A 15,368-nucleotide genomic window follows, 5' to 3' on the forward strand; every position below is an offset into this window, starting at 1 on the left:
GCCCGGTTACATTCCGAACCCGGAAGCTAAGCCTTTCAGCGCCGATGGTACTGCAGGGGGGACCCTGTGGGAGAGTAGGACGCCGCCGAACAATCTTTAGCCTCAACCCCTGGACCCTGTCCGGGGGTTGAGGAATTTTTGCGTTCAGGGGACAACGGACCCCTGTGCACAGGCCCGTCATGGCTGAGGGTAAGGTCAGGGGGCATCATTGGCACGTTCCCACAGGAGGCCCCCGGGTGGAGGTCCAGGAGACTCGCGTTCAGACGGACCGGGTCCTCACCATCCCCAACATCCTGAGCATGGCTCGCCTCGTCGGCGTGCCGCTCTTCCTGTGGCTGATTCTGCGACCTGTGTTCGGCGGTCCGAACAGCGATGGCTGGGCCTTGCTGGTGTTGATGCTGAGCGGCGTCAGCGACTATCTCGACGGCAAGCTCGCTCGGCGCTGGAACCAGGTCAGCAGCCTTGGCCGGCTCCTCGATCCGGCTGCCGACCGGCTCTACATCGTTTCCACGCTGGTGGGCCTCACCTGGCGGGAGATCCTGCCACTCTGGCTGACTCTCGCGCTTTTCGCCCGTGAGCTGATGCTGCTGGTGATGGTGGGTATCCTCCGCCGGCACGGCTATCCCCCGCCGCAGGTGAACTTCCTCGGGAAAGCTGCGACATTCAACTTGATGTACGCGTTCCCCTTGCTCCTGCTCAGTGACGGAACGGGCTGGCTTTCGTCACTCGCTGAAGTTTTCGGGTGGGCCTTCGCCGGATGGGGTACAACTCTGTATTGGTGGGCAGGGATCCTCTACGTGGTCCAGGTCCGTCGACTCGTCAAGGCGGATACCGCGGCCGATTGAGCCCGTCTGTCCTGTGCCGTGCAACGTCGCCGGCATGCACGAGGACGCCCGAGGGCCACTGAACAGACAGGTGAAGTCGGCAGGACCGTCGTCTCTTCAAGGAGGACGCTTCCGACATGAAGGCCGTCGTGATGGCCGGTGGCGAAGGTACGCGACTTCGCCCGATGACCTCGAGCATGCCCAAGCCTCTCCTGCCGGTGGCCAACCGGCCGATCATGGAGCACGTCCTGCGACTGCTCAAGAGGCACGGTCTCACCGAGACCGTCGTGACCGTGCAGTTTCTCGCCTCGCTCGTCAGGAACTACTTCGGTGACGGCGAGGAGCTCGGAATGGAGCTCACGTACGCCAACGAGGAGAAACCTCTCGGCACCGCGGGGAGTGTGAAGAACGCCGAGGAGGCATTGAAGGACGATGCCTTCCTCGTCATCTCGGGAGACGCACTCACCGATTTCGACCTCACCGATCTGATCGCCTTCCACAAAGAGAAAGGCGCCCTTGTCACCGTCTGTCTGACGCGTGTGCCGAATCCGCTGGAATTCGGCATCACGATCGTGGACGAGGAAGGACAGGTGGAGCGTTTCCTCGAGAAGCCGACCTGGGGACAGGTCTTCTCGGACACCGTGAACACGGGCATCTACGTGATGGAGCCCGAGGTCTTCGACTATGTCGAGGCCGACACCTCCGTCGACTGGTCGGGTGATGTCTTCCCACAGCTCATGAAGGAAGGCAAGCCGATCTACGGCTATGTCGCCGAGGGCTACTGGGAGGACGTCGGTACCCACGAGAGCTACGTCAAGGCGCAGGCCGACGTGCTCGAAGGAAAGGTCCAGGTCGAGCTCGACGGCTTCGAGATCTCGCCCGGTGTGTGGGTGGCGGAGGGCGCGGAGGTCTCTCCCGACGCCGTTCTCCGGGGGCCGCTGTACATCGGGGACTACGCGAAGGTCGAGGCGGGAGCCGAGATCCGCGAACACACCGTCATCGGCTCGAACGTGGTCGTGAAGAGCGGCGCGTTCCTTCACAAGGCCGTCATTCACGACAACGTCTACATCGGGCAGCAGAGCAATCTGCGTGGCTGCGTGATCGGGAAGAACACCGACATCATGCGGGCCGCCCGGATCGAGGACGGCGCCGTCATCGGCGACGAGTGCCTCGTCGGTGAGGAATCGATCGTTCAGGGGAACGTACGCGTCTACCCCTTCAAGACCATCGAGGCCGGCGCCTTCGTCAACACCTCGGTCATCTGGGAGTCCCGCGGGCAGGCCCACCTCTTCGGGGCACGCGGGGTCTCCGGGATCCTGAACGTGGAGATCACGCCCGAGCTGGCGGTACGGCTCGCAGGGGCGTACGCCACGACGTTGAAGAAGGGCGCGACCGTCACCACCGCGCGTGACCACTCCAGGGGTGCCCGCGCCCTGAAACGTGCGGTGATCTCGGCGCTCCAGGCCAGCGCCATCGACGTACGCGACCTGGAGAACGTGCCTCTGCCGGTGGCACGGCAGCAGACCGCTCGGGGAAGCGCCGGCGGGATCATGCTGCGGACAACGCCTGGAGTGCCGGACTCCGTGGACATCATGTTCTTCGACGAGCGCGGTGCGGATCTGTCGCAGGCCGGGCAGCGCAAGCTGGACCGGGTCTTCGCACGTCAGGAGTACCGGCGGGCGTTCCCGGGCGAGATCGGTGACCTCACCTTCCCGGCGAGCGTCTTCGACTCGTACACCGGGTCGTTGCTGCGGAACGTGGACACGTCCGGGATCGCCGAGGCCGGTCTGAAGGTCGTCGTGGACGCCTCCAACGGCAGCGCGGGACTCGTGCTGCCGAGCCTCCTCGGCCGGCTGCAGGTGGATTCGCTGGTGATCAATCCGGGCCTCGACGAGTCGAGGCCCACGGAGTCGGCGGAGACCAGGCGGGCCGGGCTCGTGCGGCTCGGGGAGATCGTGGCGTCGGCACGGGCCGCGTTCGGGGTGCGCTTCGACCCGGTGGGTGAGCGACTGTCGCTCGTCGACGAGCGCGGCCGGATCATCGAGGACGACCGCTCGCTCCTGGTCATGCTCGACCTGGTGGCCGCCGAGCGGCGCTCTGGACGGGTGGCTCTGCCGGTGACGACCACGAGGATCGCCGAGCAGGTCGCCGCGTACCACGGCACGCAGGTGGAGTGGACGACGACGTCGCCCGACGATCTGACCAGGGTCGGACGCGAGGAGTCGACGATCTTCGGCGGCGACGGTCGTGGCGGGTTCATCATTCCGGAGTTCAGCAGCGTCTTCGACGGTGCCGCCGCGTTCGTACGGCTCATCGGTCTGGTGGCGCGTACGCAGCTCACGCTGAGCCAGATCGACGCACGTATCCCGCGGGCGCATGTCCTGCGGCGGGACGTCGCGACGCCGTGGGCCGTGAAGGGGCTCGTGATGCGTCGGGTGGTGGAGGCGGCCGGGGACCGTTCCGTGGACACCACCGACGGGGTACGGGTCGTGGAGGCGGACGGTCGCTGGGTGATGGTCCTGCCCGACCCGGCCGAGGCCGTCACCCATCTGTGGGCCGAGGGGCCGGACGACTCCTCCGCCCAGGCCCTGCTCGACGAGTGGTCGAACGTGGTCGAGAGCGCAGGTCACTGACGGTTGGGGCGGAAGTGGCGGGAGGTGTCCTGCGGACGCCTCCCGGCACTTCGGTGGGGCCATTCGGCGGTAGCACCCCCGACGTGCGACGATGAGCGGCATGTCGCAGCAGCACCCCGTTCGGAGCACCGGATCACCGCCCCCGCGGCCGGACGCATCCATGTCGCTGCTGAACAACGTGATCGACCACGCGCTCGACGACGGATACGCGGAGGCCTCGGCCCGGCGTGAGGCGGAGGGCGGCGGGCTGCCGCGGACGCTGCGGGCCAAGCTCGGCCTGGCGGCCGGCCTCGTGCTCGCGGCGGCGGTGGTGACCGTGGGCGCCGCGGAGGCACGGATCTCCGCACCGGTCGTCGCCAAGGAGCGGCAGGAGCTCATCGGCCGGATCGACGCGGAGACCGCCGCGGCCGACAAGCTGGAGCAGGACGTCGAGAAGATCCGTGCCGAGGTCGGCGAGCGGCAGCGCAAGGCGCTGGAGCAGCACGGCGGTGACCAGGCCGAGCTGGTGGCCCTGCTGTCGGGGGCGACCCCGGTGCACGGTCCGGGCGTGAAGCTCGTGGTCGACGATGCCAAGGACACCGAGCAGGGTGGCGGGGGTCCCCGGGAGAGCAGTGGGTTCTCCGACACGGGCCGGGTCCGTGACCGTGACATGCAGCGGGTCGTCAACGGGCTGTGGGAGTCGGGCGCCGAGGCCGTCTCGATCAATGGTCAGCGGCTGACGTCGCTGTCCGCGATCCGGGCGGCAGGCGACGCCATACTGGTCGACAACAAGCCGCTCGTGCCGCCGTACACGGTGCTCGCGGTGGGGGACGGGCAGCGGCTCAGCACCGCGTTCCAGGACAGCGCCGACGGCCAGTACCTGCACGCGCTGCAGGAGAACTTCGGGATCCGTACCAGCATCTCGGCCGAGACGGACGTGCGTCTGCCGGCCGCGCCGAGCCTGATCGTACGTACAGCAGAGCCGAGGGGAGCCGGGGCCGCCAAGCCCACCGGGCAGGCCACGGCCGACACAGGGAAGGGCACATCTTGATCGCCGTACTGGGCCTGATCGTGGGAGTGGTGGTCGGACTGTTGGTCCGGCCCGAGGTTCCGGCGGTGGTCGAGCCCTATCTTCCGATCGCCGTGGTCGCCGCCCTCGACGCGGTCTTCGGTGGCCTGCGTGCCATGCTCGACGGAATCTTCGTCGACAAGGTCTTCGTGGTCTCCTTCCTGTCGAACGTGGTGGTGGCCGCGCTGATCGTCTTCCTCGGCGACAAGCTGGGTGTCGGCGCGCAGCTGTCGACCGGTGTCGTCGTCGTGCTCGGCATCCGCATCTTCTCCAACGCCGCCGCCATCCGGCGGCACGTGTTCCGGGCGTGACGCGATGAGCAACGACGTGCACCCCGAGACGCCGGAGAACCCGGACGACGACAAGGCGACCCCGTCGACACCCGCCGCCCCCGAGAAGCAGCTGACCGGGCGGCAGCGGCTGGCCGCGGGGCTGTGGCCGCCGCGGGTGAGCCGGGCCCAACTCATCGTCGCCCTGCTGCTGTTCGTCCTCGGTCTGGGTCTTGCCATCCAGGTCCGTTCCACCAGTGACAACAGTGCGTTGCGAGGCGCCCGTCAGGAGGACCTGGTCCGTATCCTCGACGAGCTCGACGACCGTACGCAGCGCCTGGAGGACGAGAAGGCGCGTCTGGAGAACCAGCGCTCCGAGCTGGAGTCCAGCTCGGACCAGGCCGAAGAGGCGCGCAAGCAGACCCAGGAGAAGGAGCAGCAGCTCGGCATCCTGGCCGGCACGGTCGCTGCCGAGGGGCCGGGCATCACGCTGACCGTGGCGGGCGCGGCGGCGGCGGTCGAGTCGGACATGCTCCTCGACGCGATCCAGGAGCTGCGTGCCGCGGGCGCCGAGGCGATCCAGATCAACAACGTACGGGTGGTTGCGGACAGCTACTTCTCCGGTGCGGGAAGCGACATAGAGATCGATGGAACGAAGGTGACCGCTCCGTACGTCTTCAAGGTCATCGGCAAGCCCGAGGATCTCGAGCCGGCGCTCAACATCCCCGGTGGAGTCATACAGACACTGGAGAAGGAGCAGGCCACGGCGACCGTGGCCAAGTCCGAGAAGATCGTTGTGGATGCCTTGCGACCTGCGAAGCGGCCTGACTACGCTCAGTCGTCCTCGCAGTGAGGCGGGGGTGCATGGCGGTCGCGCGACATGGGGAAGACGTTGCGGGGGGTCGCCGCATCACAAGCGTGGTGCGTGGTGGAAACTGTCCGGAGGATACGGACGTTGTGAAGGTGTCCGGGTCGGCAGGTGTGTTCATTCAGGGTTCGTCCTGCCCCACGGGCGGGTCTGTTTCGGTCAAGGGGAATCGCCCGTGAGTTTTTTTGCGAAGTTGTTCGGCAAGAGCGCACGCGAGGACGGCGGCAACGCCAAGCACCGCGCGCCGCGCCATGCCCAGAGCGAGGAACAGGGCGGCGAGCGTCCGCTGTTCCGCGATGAGGTCGGCGGCCAGGGCGGAGATGTCGAGGGAGCGCACGGCGCGTCGTCTGTTGACCCTGCCGGTGCCGGCCGCATAGGTTTCGGGGAACCATCAACCTCAAGTACGGGTGGAGGGTTCACCCCCGATCCGTATGCGACCCAGACCTCCGCGGGTCAGCCGCGGCAGGAGGATGCGTCCATGCCGGTGTGTACGAGGTGCGGTCACCGCAACACCGCGGACAGCCGTTTCTGCTCCCACTGCGGTACGCCGCTGCGGGGCGGGGCGCCCGTGGAGCGCGCGTCCGAGACGACGTCGACGATCTCGATCTCTGGCCTTGAGGCGTACGACGCCGAGGTCACCGGTCAGACGGCCATGCCGTCCCTCTCGCCCGAGGCCCTGGCGGCCGTCGAGGCCCTGCCGGCCGGTTCTGCTCTGCTCGTCGTGCGGCGCGGCCCGAACTCGGGCAGCCGGTTCCTGCTGGACAGCGAGCTGACCACGGCCGGCCGTCACCCGCAGAGCGACATCTTCCTCGACGACTTCACCGTGTCGCGGCGCCACGTCGAGTTCCGGCGGGCGCAGGACGGCAGCTTCACCGTCGCCGACGTCGGCAGCCTCAACGGCACGTACGTCAACCGTGAGCCGATCGAGTCGGTTGTTCTGTCGAACGGTGACGAGGTGCAGATCGGCAAGTACCGGCTGGTCTTCTACTCGAGCCAGCGGGGCGTGTGACGCCTCCGGGAAGCCTTCAGGGAAGGTCCATGCTGCGAACACCGACGGGCGGTGCCGGACACGGCACCGCCACCGCGGGCGACCGGCTGGTCAGCATCGGGACGGTGCTGAACCAACTGCGTGACGAATTTCCCGAAGTGACCATTTCCAAGATCCGGTTCCTGGAGGCAGAGGGGCTCGTCGAGCCCCGGCGGACGGCCTCCGGATACCGGAAGTTCAGCCCGCAGGACGTGGAGCGGCTCGCCCAGATCCTGCGGATGCAGCGGGACCACTATCTTCCGCTGAAGGTCATCCGGGAGCATCTCGACGCCCTTGCCCGGGGTGAGCAGATCAAGCTCCCATCGCCCAGCCCGCAGCGGGATCTGCTCGAGGGGGCCTTGGAACCGGAGGGCGACCGTCCTACCGCCACACGGGTGGGACGGGCCGAGCTCCTCGCCGCCGCCGAGGTGAGCGAGGAGGAGCTCGCGGAGTGGGAGTCGTACGGGCTCATCGCCGCGGGGGCCGAGGGCGGCTATGACGCCGAGACCGTCACGGTCGCCAGACTTGTCGCGGATCTGGGGAGATTCGGTCTGGAACCGAGGCATCTCAGGGCGGTCAAAGCGGCGGCGGACCGGGAGGCGGGTCTGGTCGAACAGGTGGTCGCGCCGCTGCGTCGGCACCGTAACCCGCAGACCAGAGCACATGCGGAGGCCACCGCGAAGGAGCTCGCCGGGCTCTCCATCCGGCTGCACGCGGCACTGGTCCAGACCGCTCTGGGGCTCCGGCTCCCGTGATCTTGTAGGGGCCCGACTACCCAAACCGGTCGGGCACGTCCTAGGGTTGCTGTGTGAACGAGCTCGACGTTGTGGGTGTCCGGGTGGAAATGCCCTCCAACCAGCCGATCGTGCTCCTGCGTGAAGTGGGAGGCGATCGGTACCTCCCCATCTGGATCGGACCGGGTGAGGCGACCGCGATCGCCTTCGCCCAGCAGGGCATGGCCCCCGCCCGGCCGCTGACGCACGACCTCTTCAAGGATGTCCTTGAAGCCGTGGGCCAAGAGCTCACCGAGGTCCGCATCACGGACCTCCGTGAAGGCGTCTTCTACGCGGAGCTGGTCTTTGCCAGCGGCGTCGAGGTGAGCGCCAGGCCCTCCGACGCGATAGCGCTCGCGCTGCGCACCGGGACGCCGATCTACGGCAGTGACGGTGTGCTCGACGACGCCGGTATCGCGATTCCGGACGAGCAGGAGGACGAGGTGGAGAAGTTCCGCGAGTTCCTCGACCAGATCTCCCCCGAGGACTTCGGCTCCAGTAGCCAGTGAGGTCCAGAAGCCACTGAGGCGGGCCGGTCGTGGGCCGGCCGCCGGCCGTCGCGCGCCGGGTGCGGTCAGGGCATTCGAGTAGCCTTTCCCCGGAGAGAGACACGGGAAACCACTCTCAGGGTGATTATCACTCGGCGTGCCGAGTGTGGCGATCGTTGACGCACCCCGAGTGACTGCCTACCTTCGTGTGGGCAGGTCAAGGACGGAGGGTCGGCGTGATGAGCAGCGGCGACGGTACGGCAGGGGGCTCTCTCGGGCGTGCGCCCGGAGAGAACGGTCCGTATCCGCTTCACGGCAGTGCGGGCGACCTCGGTACGGACGTGAGTGCGGGCGCGGCTGCGGCATCCGGGACGGACGTGGTGGGCTACCGCGGTCCGACGGCGTGCGCGGCGGCCGGGATCACCTATCGCCAGCTGGACTACTGGGCGCGCACCGGCCTCGTGGAGCCGAGCGTGCGGCCCGCGTACGGATCCGGCACGCAGCGGCTGTACAGCTTTCGCGACGTCGTCGTTCTCAAGATCGTCAAGCGGTTCCTGGACACCGGGGTCGCGCTGCAGAACATCCGGGCCGCGGTGCAGCATCTGCGCGCACGCGGCTTCCGCGACCTGGAACGCATGACGCTGATGAGCGACGGAGCCACGGTCTACGAGTGCTCCTCGCCGGACGAGGTCGTCGACCTGCTCCAGGGCGGGCAGGGCGTGTTCGGGATCGCGGTGGGCGTGGTCTGGCGCGATGTCGAGGCGGCGCTCTCGCAGCTGCATGGGGAGCGCGTCGACACCGGTGAGACGCTGATCGGCCACAACCCGAGTGACGAGCTCGCGCGGCGGCGGCGGGACCGGGCGGTCTGAGCGTCGGACGGGCTGCACGTGGGGCGGCCTGTGTCGCGCCGGTACGCGCGTGCGGTCGAATGTCAGTGGCGTAGGGGAGCATCGGAGATGTGAGAGCCGCGCCGACGATTCTGCATCTGGACATGGATGCCTTCTTCGCCGCCGCCGAGCAGGCGGCGAAGCCGAGTCTGCGCGGAAAGCCGGTGGTGGTCGGAGGGCTGGGCCCGCGGGGGGTCGTCGCCACCGCCTCGTACGAGGCGCGGCGCTTCGGGGTGCACTCCGCGATGCCGATGGCGCAGGCGCGGCGGCGGGCGCCCAATGCCGCCTATCTCGTGCCGCGCTTCGGCTTCTACCGGGGGATCAGCGAGCAGGTCATGGAGCTGCTCGGGCGGCTGTCACCGCTCGTGGAGCCACTGAGCCTGGACGAGGCCTTCGTCGATCTGGAGGCCGGGGGTGTGGCCGACGACGCCGTGAGCGCGCGGGAGGCCGGTGAGCGGCTGCGCAGGGACATTCTCGCCACCACGGGGCTGACTGGGTCGGTGGGGCTCGCGGGGTCCAAGATGCTGGCGAAGATCGCCTCGGAGGAGGCCAAGCCCGATGGCCTGGTGCTGATCGAGCCGGGGACCGAGCGGGAGCTGCTGGGGCCGAAGTCGGTGCGGATCCTGCCGGGCGTGGGGCCGGCCACCGGTGAGCATCTGCGGCGGGCCGGGATGACGACGGTGTCGGACCTGGCGGAAGCGGGCGAGGACGAGCTTGTACGGCTCCTTGGGCGGGCGCACGGGGCCTCCCTGTACCTGATGGCCCAGGGGTACGACGATCGGCCCGTGGTGGCCGAGAGGGACACGAAGTCGGTGTCGGTGGAGGACACCTTCGACGTGGACCTGCACGACCGGGTACGGATCCGGATCGAGGTGGAGCGGCTGGCCGAGCGGTGCGTGGGGAGGCTGCGGGGCTCGGGCCACTCGGGGCGGACGATCGTGCTGAAGGTGCGGCGGTTCGACTTCTCGACGCTGACGCGTTCCGAGACGCTGCGGGGACCGACGGACGACCCCGTGGTGGTGCGGGAGGCCGCGGGGCGGTTGCTCGAGGGGGTGGACACGACGGGCGGGGTCCGGTTGCTGGGGGTGGGGGTGAGTGGGCTCGCGGACTACACCCAGGAGGATCTGTTCGCCCAGGCGGCGGAGGCGGAGGCCGAGGCGGCGGGGCCGGTGGAGCGGTCCGAGGAAGCGTCATCCATGGAGGCCGCCCCTGAGTCGGCTGCGCCCGCCGAGCGGCGGTGGTCGCCCGGGCACGATGTACGGCATGCGGTGTACGGCGCCGGGTGGGTGCAGGGAAGCGGGGTGGGGCGCGTCACCGTGCGCTTCGAGGAGCCCGGCTCGGCGCCCGGCCGTGTGCGGACGTTTCTCGTGGACGACCCGGAGCTGGAGGCGGGGGAGCCGCTGCCGCTGGTGGGGGTCGAGCCCGGCCTCCGGCCCAGCTTGTCGCTCCCACCCTCCCCCTGAGCTTCGCCAGGGGGCACCCCCGTCTCTCTTGGCTCGCCGGGGCGACGGAGATTCCGGTCCCCCGTGGGTCTGCCGAGCCCCCGACGGCTGCCGGAGGGTGTGCGGGCGTGCCTGCTCCCGGTCCGGCGGACCGGGAGCCGTCAGGTCTCCTCCTGGCCCGCCAGACGGCCGAAGTCGCGGTCCGGGGGTGGTGGCGGGAGGGAGATGTTGTAGTGGCGGTAGAGCTGGAGCTCCTGCTCGGGGGAGAGGTGGCGGCCCACGCCGAAGTCCGGGGCGTCCTTGATCAGGGACCGGTCGTACGGGATGTGGAGGCCGTCCTTGGCCAGCTCGCTCGGCTCCAGGGGGACGAAGGCGTCCCGGCTGAAGAGGCCGGTGCGGACCGCGGCCCACTCCGGGACTCCGGTCGCGTCGTCCAGGTACACCTCGTCCACGGTGCCGATCTTGTGCCCCTCGCGGTCGTACGCCTTGCGGCCGATCAGGCTGCGCGGATCGATGTCGGTCTGCACGGTCCCTCCAACAGGTCGCAACTGCTCTAAGACTACGAAAGTGCACATCTGGGATGTCGGCCACTTGAGCGATGGCTCCGGGAACCTCGCTGGTAGGCTGGCTGTGGCTGTCGACCCTGTGCGGGAGAGTCCTCCGGAGAAACCTTTCGGAGGCGCCGAAGGAGCAAATCCTCCCCGGAATCTCTCAGGCCCCTGTACCGCACGGACGAGGTCACTCTGGAAAGCAGGGCGGACGTCCGACGGCATCCGCTCTCACCGACGGTGAAAGCCGGCGAGCCCCTTTGGCGTGCCGGTGAAACTCTCAGGTTGAGATGACAGAGGGGGAGGCCGTCCGGGCACCCGCGCCGTTGGTGCCCCTCGCAGGTCGTGACGACCAGGAGGCCTCCGTACATGACCGCCAACCGCATTCCGCTCTCCGAACTCGAACAGGGCATCCCGTTCGAGCAGCGGCACATCGGGCCCGACGCCGAAGCACGGGCCAAGATGCTCGCGCAGGTCGGCTACGGCTCCCTCGACGAGCTCACGGCCGCCGCCGTGCCGGACGTGATCAAGAACGCCGAGGCGCTCGGTCTGCCCTCGGCCCGTACCGAGGCCGAGGTCCTCGCCGAGCTGCGTGAGCTCGCCGACCGCAACCAGGTCCTCGCCCCGATGATCGGCCTGGGTTACTACGGCACCTTCACCCCGCCGGTGATCCTCCGCAACGTCATGGAGAACCCGGCCTGGTACACGGCGTACACGCCCTACCAGCCGGAGATCTCGCAGGGCCGTCTGGAGGCGCTGCTCAACTTCCAGACCATGGTCGCCGACCTCACCGGTCTGCCCACCTCCGGTGCCTCCCTGCTCGACGAGGGCACCGCGGCCGCCGAGGCCATGGCGCTCTCCCGCCGCGTCGGCAAGGTCAGGAACGGTGTCTTCCTCGTCGACGCCGACGCCCTGCCGCAGACCATCGCCGTCATCGAGACCCGCGCCGAGCCGACCGGTGTCGAGGTCGTCGTCGCGGACCTGTCCGAGGGCATCCCCGCCGAGCTCGCCGAGCGCGGTGTCTTCGGGGTGCTCATCCAGTACCCGGGCGCTTCCGGTGCCGTCCGCGACATCAAGCCGCTGATCGACGCCGCCCACGAGCTCGGCGCCATCGTCACCGTCGCCGCCGACCTGCTCGCGCTGACCCTGCTGACCTCGCCGGGCGCGCTCGGTGCCGACATCGCCGTCGGTACCACCCAGCGCTTCGGCGTCCCGATGGGCTTCGGTGGTCCGCACGCCGGCTACATGGCCGTCCAGGACAAGCACGCCCGCTCGCTCCCCGGCCGCCTCGTCGGTGTCTCCGTCGACGCCGACGGCAACCGGGCGTACCGCCTGGCGCTGCAGACCCGTGAGCAGCACATCCGCCGCGAGAAGGCCACCAGCAACATCTGCACCGCGCAGGTGCTGCTCGCCGTCATGGCCGGCATGTACGCCGTCTACCACGGCCCCGACGGTCTCAAGGGCATCGCCCAGCGCACCCACCGGTACGCGGCGATCCTCGCCCAGGGCCTGAAGGCCGGCGGTGTCGAGGTCGTCCACGGCGACTTCTTCGACACCCTCACCGTCCGCGTGCCCGGCAAGGCCGCCGAGGCCGTCGCCGCCGCACGCGAGACCGGCGTCAACCTGTACCTCGTCGACGCCGACCATGTGTCGATCTCCTGCGACGAGACCACCGGGCGCGCCCAGCTCGCCGCCGTGTGGGCCGCCTTCGGTGTCGACGCCGACATCGACGCCCTGGACGCCGCCACCGAGGACGCGCTGCCCGCCGAGCTCCTGCGCTCGGACACGTACATGACCCACCCGGTCTTCCACGCGCACCGCTCCGAGACGTCGATGCTGCGCTACCTGCGCAAGCTCGCCGACCGCGACTACGCGCTCGACCGCGGCATGATCCCGCTCGGCTCCTGCACCATGAAGCTGAACGCGACCACCGAGATGGAGCCGGTCACCTGGCCCGAGTTCGGGCAGATCCACCCCTTCGCCCCCATCGAGCAGGCGCAGGGCTACCTCACGCTCATCACCGAGCTCGAGGAGCGTCTCGCCGAGGTCACCGGCTACGACAAGGTGTCGATCCAGCCGAACGCCGGTTCGCAGGGCGAGCTGGCCGGCCTGCTGGCCGTCCGCGCCTACCACCGCGCCAACGGCGACGAGCAGCGCACCGTCTGCCTCATCCCGTCCTCCGCGCACGGCACCAACGCCGCCTCCGCGGTCATGGCCGGCATGAAGGTCGTCGTCGTCAAGACCGCCGACGACGGCGAGGTCGACGTCGCGGACCTGCGCGCCAAGATCGAGCAGTACCGCGACGAGCTGTCCGTGCTGATGATCACCTACCCGTCCACTCACGGTGTGTTCGAGGAGCACGTCGCCGACATCTGCGCCGAGGTGCACGACGCCGGCGGCCAGGTGTACGTCGACGGCGCCAACCTCAACGCGCTGGTCGGTCTGGCCAAGCCGGGCAAGTTCGGCGGCGACGTCTCGCACCTGAACCTGCACAAGACCTTCTGCATCCCGCACGGCGGCGGCGGCCCGGGCGTCGGTCCGGTCGGTGTGCGCGCGCACCTCGCGCCGTACCTGCCGAACCACCCGCTGCAGCCCACCGCCGGTCCGGAGACGGGCGTCGGCCCGATCTCGGCCGCCCCGTGGGGCTCGGCCGGCATTCTGCCGATCTCGTGGTCGTACGTGCGTCTGATGGGTGGCGAGGGCCTGAAGCGCGCCACGCAGGTGGCCGTCCTCGCCGCGAACTACATCGCCAAGCGCCTCGAGCCGCACTACCCGGTGCTCTACACCGGTCCGGCCGGTCTGGTCGCCCACGAGTGCATCGTCGACCTGCGCCCGCTGTCCAAGTCGACCGGTGTCAGCGTCGACGACATCGCCAAGCGCCTGATCGACTACGGCTTCCACGCGCCGACGATGTCGTTCCCGGTGGCCGGCACCCTGATGATCGAGCCGACCGAGTCCGAGGACCTGACCGAGCTCGACCGCTTTTGCGACACGATGATCGCGATCCGCGGCGAGATCGAGAAGGTCGCGTCGGGTGAGTGGCCGGCGGAGGACAACCCGCTGCGCAACGCCCCGCACACCGCGGCGGCGCTGGGCGGCGAGTGGAGCCACGCGTACACCCGTGACGAGGCGGTCTTCCCGGCCGGTGTCTCGGCCGCGGACAAGTACTGGCCGCCGGTCCGCCGGATCGACGGTGCGTTCGGTGACCGCAACCTGGTCTGCTCCTGCCCGCCGCTGGACGAGTACGACAACTGAGTACGGCCGCGAGCGCGAGCATGAGCTGAGCGCCGTCGGCAACCGGGCATGAGTCAGGGCCGGTTCGGAGAGTTCTCCGGGCCGGCCCTTGGCGTGTTCCCTCGTACGGTGTGGTGCCCGACGTGCCCTGTCGTCAGGCGGCGGTCGTCACCCGGCCCGCCGTCAACGGGCGGTGCGGGGCGATGATCTGTCCGTCCGGCAGCAGTTCACCGGTGTCCTCGAAGAGCAGGACCCCGTTGCACAGCAGGCTCCAGCCCTGCTCCGGGTGGTGCGCCATCGGTCGTGCCGCCTCCCGGTCGGCGGAGTGGGCGGTGGGACAGGCAGGCTGGTGCTGGCACATGGATGGGTTCTTTCGCTGCGTCGTGGTGTCTGTCGTCCTGCGGCTCGATGCGGTGCTCATGGCCGCCCCCCGTTGTCGGTTCGGTTGGTCCAGTGTTCCCCTACGGACGTCGATCCGCAGGTATTTCACTGCAGCTCTTCCTACTGCATGAAGACGTATCACCCGCGCGGGCGGTTCAACTCAACTGGGCGGTCTCTTCGGATGGTTCGGGGTAGTCCAGGCGGGCTAGTCCGTCCGGGGCGGGGTGTTCGACAGCGGTGTTCGGGCGGCTTTTTCGGGCGGCGTTCGGGCAGTGCGGCGCCCCGCGGCCCGGTCGGCCCGCGGGGCGTGCACGCTTCGGATGAGCTTCGGGTGCGGTGGTTCAGGCCGGCGCCGGAGTGCCGAACAGCGGTGGCGGCGCGAGGCGCAGGGTCAGGACGGGCAGCAGGTCGGCGACCCGGTGCGGACGGTGGGAGGCGATACCGGGCGGCGCCGGGGCGAGCGGGACGAGGAGGTCGGTGGGTGCGGGCGAGGCTGATGCCCCGTCGGCTTCCGTGTCCCCGTGGAGCCACAGCGTCAGCATGTACAGCTCCGGTACGGAGAGCAGGCGCGGCTGGTACGTCGTGGGCAGCGTCTCGGCCTGGAGCAGGGCGCGTTCGGTGGCGGTGACGTACGGACCTTCGAAGAAGTGCGAGAAGGACCAGCCGTCGGGCGTGAGCATGGTGTCGGCGGCGGCGACGGCCCGGTCGGTGCCCCGGATCAGGAAGCGCCAGCCGACGAGCCGTGTGCGCGGCGCCTGCCCGGACGGGACGACCTGGTCCCGTACGTCGAGGACATGGACGGGCAGGGGCAGCTCGGGGCTCAGCGGGCCCTGGGCGGCCCGGAGGGCGGGAGTTCGAGCCTCGCGGACGGCGGTGGGGGAACCGAGGGCCGCGAGGACGCTGCGCAGGGCCGGCGCGGGGGCCGGGGAGGGTCGGAGCATGATGG

Annotated in this window: 14 protein-coding genes, 1 rRNA gene and 1 riboswitch; of the genes, 12 read left to right on the forward strand and 3 right to left on the reverse strand. The window is 69.4% G+C overall.

What is annotated here, in order from left to right:
• The 11 genes from rrf to ACZ561_RS00055 all read left to right on the forward strand — a co-directional run.
• Positions 1–91: ribosomal RNA gene (gene rrf, locus ACZ561_RS00005) — 5S ribosomal RNA — on the forward strand; the annotation flags it as partial.
• A 145-nt stretch (positions 92–236) separates the two neighbouring features.
• Entirely contained in the window at positions 237–845 is a 609-nt protein-coding gene (locus ACZ561_RS00010) for a CDP-alcohol phosphatidyltransferase family protein (protein ID WP_376446678.1), read from the forward strand.
• A 116-nt stretch (positions 846–961) separates the two neighbouring features.
• Positions 962–3,457, forward strand: a complete 2,496-nt coding sequence (locus ACZ561_RS00015) for a sugar phosphate nucleotidyltransferase (protein WP_470987543.1) — start codon at positions 962–964, stop codon at positions 3,455–3,457.
• A 100-nt stretch (positions 3,458–3,557) separates the two neighbouring features.
• A complete protein-coding gene (locus ACZ561_RS00020) occupies positions 3,558–4,487 on the forward strand; it encodes a DUF881 domain-containing protein (protein ID WP_470987545.1) in 930 nt (309 codons plus the stop codon).
• A complete protein-coding gene (locus tag ACZ561_RS00025; RefSeq protein ID WP_015032176.1) occupies positions 4,484–4,816 on the forward strand; it encodes a small basic family protein in 333 nt (110 codons plus the stop codon). Before ACZ561_RS00020 ends, ACZ561_RS00025 begins: the two co-directional genes overlap by 4 nt.
• Positions 4,817–4,820: 4 nt before the next feature.
• A complete protein-coding gene (locus tag ACZ561_RS00030; protein WP_376432463.1) occupies positions 4,821–5,627 on the forward strand; it encodes a DUF881 domain-containing protein in 807 nt (268 codons plus the stop codon).
• 82 nt (positions 5,628–5,709) lie between these two features.
• Positions 5,710–6,651 carry an FHA domain-containing protein gene (locus ACZ561_RS00035; RefSeq protein WP_470989974.1) on the forward strand — a complete coding sequence of 314 codons (942 nt, stop codon included), beginning with the start codon at positions 5,710–5,712 and terminating at the stop codon, positions 6,649–6,651.
• Between the two features lie 29 nt (positions 6,652–6,680).
• Positions 6,681–7,424 (forward strand): transcriptional regulator FtsR, encoded by a 744-nt coding sequence (gene ftsR / locus ACZ561_RS00040; protein WP_470987549.1) that lies wholly within the window; start codon positions 6,681–6,683, stop codon positions 7,422–7,424.
• 53 nt (positions 7,425–7,477) lie between these two features.
• Positions 7,478–7,951: a bifunctional nuclease family protein gene (locus ACZ561_RS00045; RefSeq protein WP_026281837.1), complete on the forward strand. Its 474-nt coding sequence runs from the start codon at positions 7,478–7,480 to the stop codon at positions 7,949–7,951.
• Between the two features lie 218 nt (positions 7,952–8,169).
• Positions 8,170–8,799 (forward strand): MerR family transcriptional regulator, encoded by a 630-nt coding sequence (locus ACZ561_RS00050; RefSeq protein ID WP_470987551.1) that lies wholly within the window; start codon positions 8,170–8,172, stop codon positions 8,797–8,799.
• An 89-nt stretch (positions 8,800–8,888) separates the two neighbouring features.
• Positions 8,889–10,280, forward strand: coding sequence for a DNA polymerase IV (locus ACZ561_RS00055; protein WP_470987554.1), 1,392 nt, complete (start codon positions 8,889–8,891; stop codon positions 10,278–10,280).
• 140 nt (positions 10,281–10,420) lie between these two features.
• Here the strand turns inward: ACZ561_RS00055 and ACZ561_RS00060 are convergent, their stop codons facing one another.
• Complete coding sequence (locus tag ACZ561_RS00060) at positions 10,421–10,786, reverse strand: PRC-barrel domain-containing protein (protein WP_376432471.1); 366 nt, start codon at positions 10,784–10,786, stop codon at positions 10,421–10,423.
• 111 nt (positions 10,787–10,897) lie between these two features.
• A riboswitch (glycine riboswitch) is annotated at positions 10,898–10,996 on the forward strand.
• Between the two features lie 180 nt (positions 10,997–11,176).
• On the opposite strand from ACZ561_RS00060, the gene gcvP reads away from it, so the two are divergent.
• Positions 11,177–14,062 (forward strand): aminomethyl-transferring glycine dehydrogenase, encoded by a 2,886-nt coding sequence (gene gcvP, locus ACZ561_RS00065; protein WP_470987556.1) that lies wholly within the window; start codon positions 11,177–11,179, stop codon positions 14,060–14,062.
• Positions 14,063–14,195: 133 nt separating this feature from the next.
• Here gcvP and ACZ561_RS00070 read toward each other — a convergent pair whose 3' ends face one another.
• Positions 14,196–14,402, reverse strand: a complete 207-nt coding sequence (locus ACZ561_RS00070; RefSeq protein ID WP_376432475.1) for a DUF5999 family protein — start codon at positions 14,400–14,402, stop codon at positions 14,196–14,198.
• Positions 14,403–14,763: 361 nt separating this feature from the next.
• Positions 14,764–15,363, reverse strand: coding sequence for a hypothetical protein (locus ACZ561_RS00075; protein ID WP_470987559.1), 600 nt, complete (start codon positions 15,361–15,363; stop codon positions 14,764–14,766).
• Positions 15,364–15,368 lie beyond the last annotated feature (5 nt).

It is taken from the genome of Streptomyces sp. NPDC039609 (assembly GCF_055596705.1).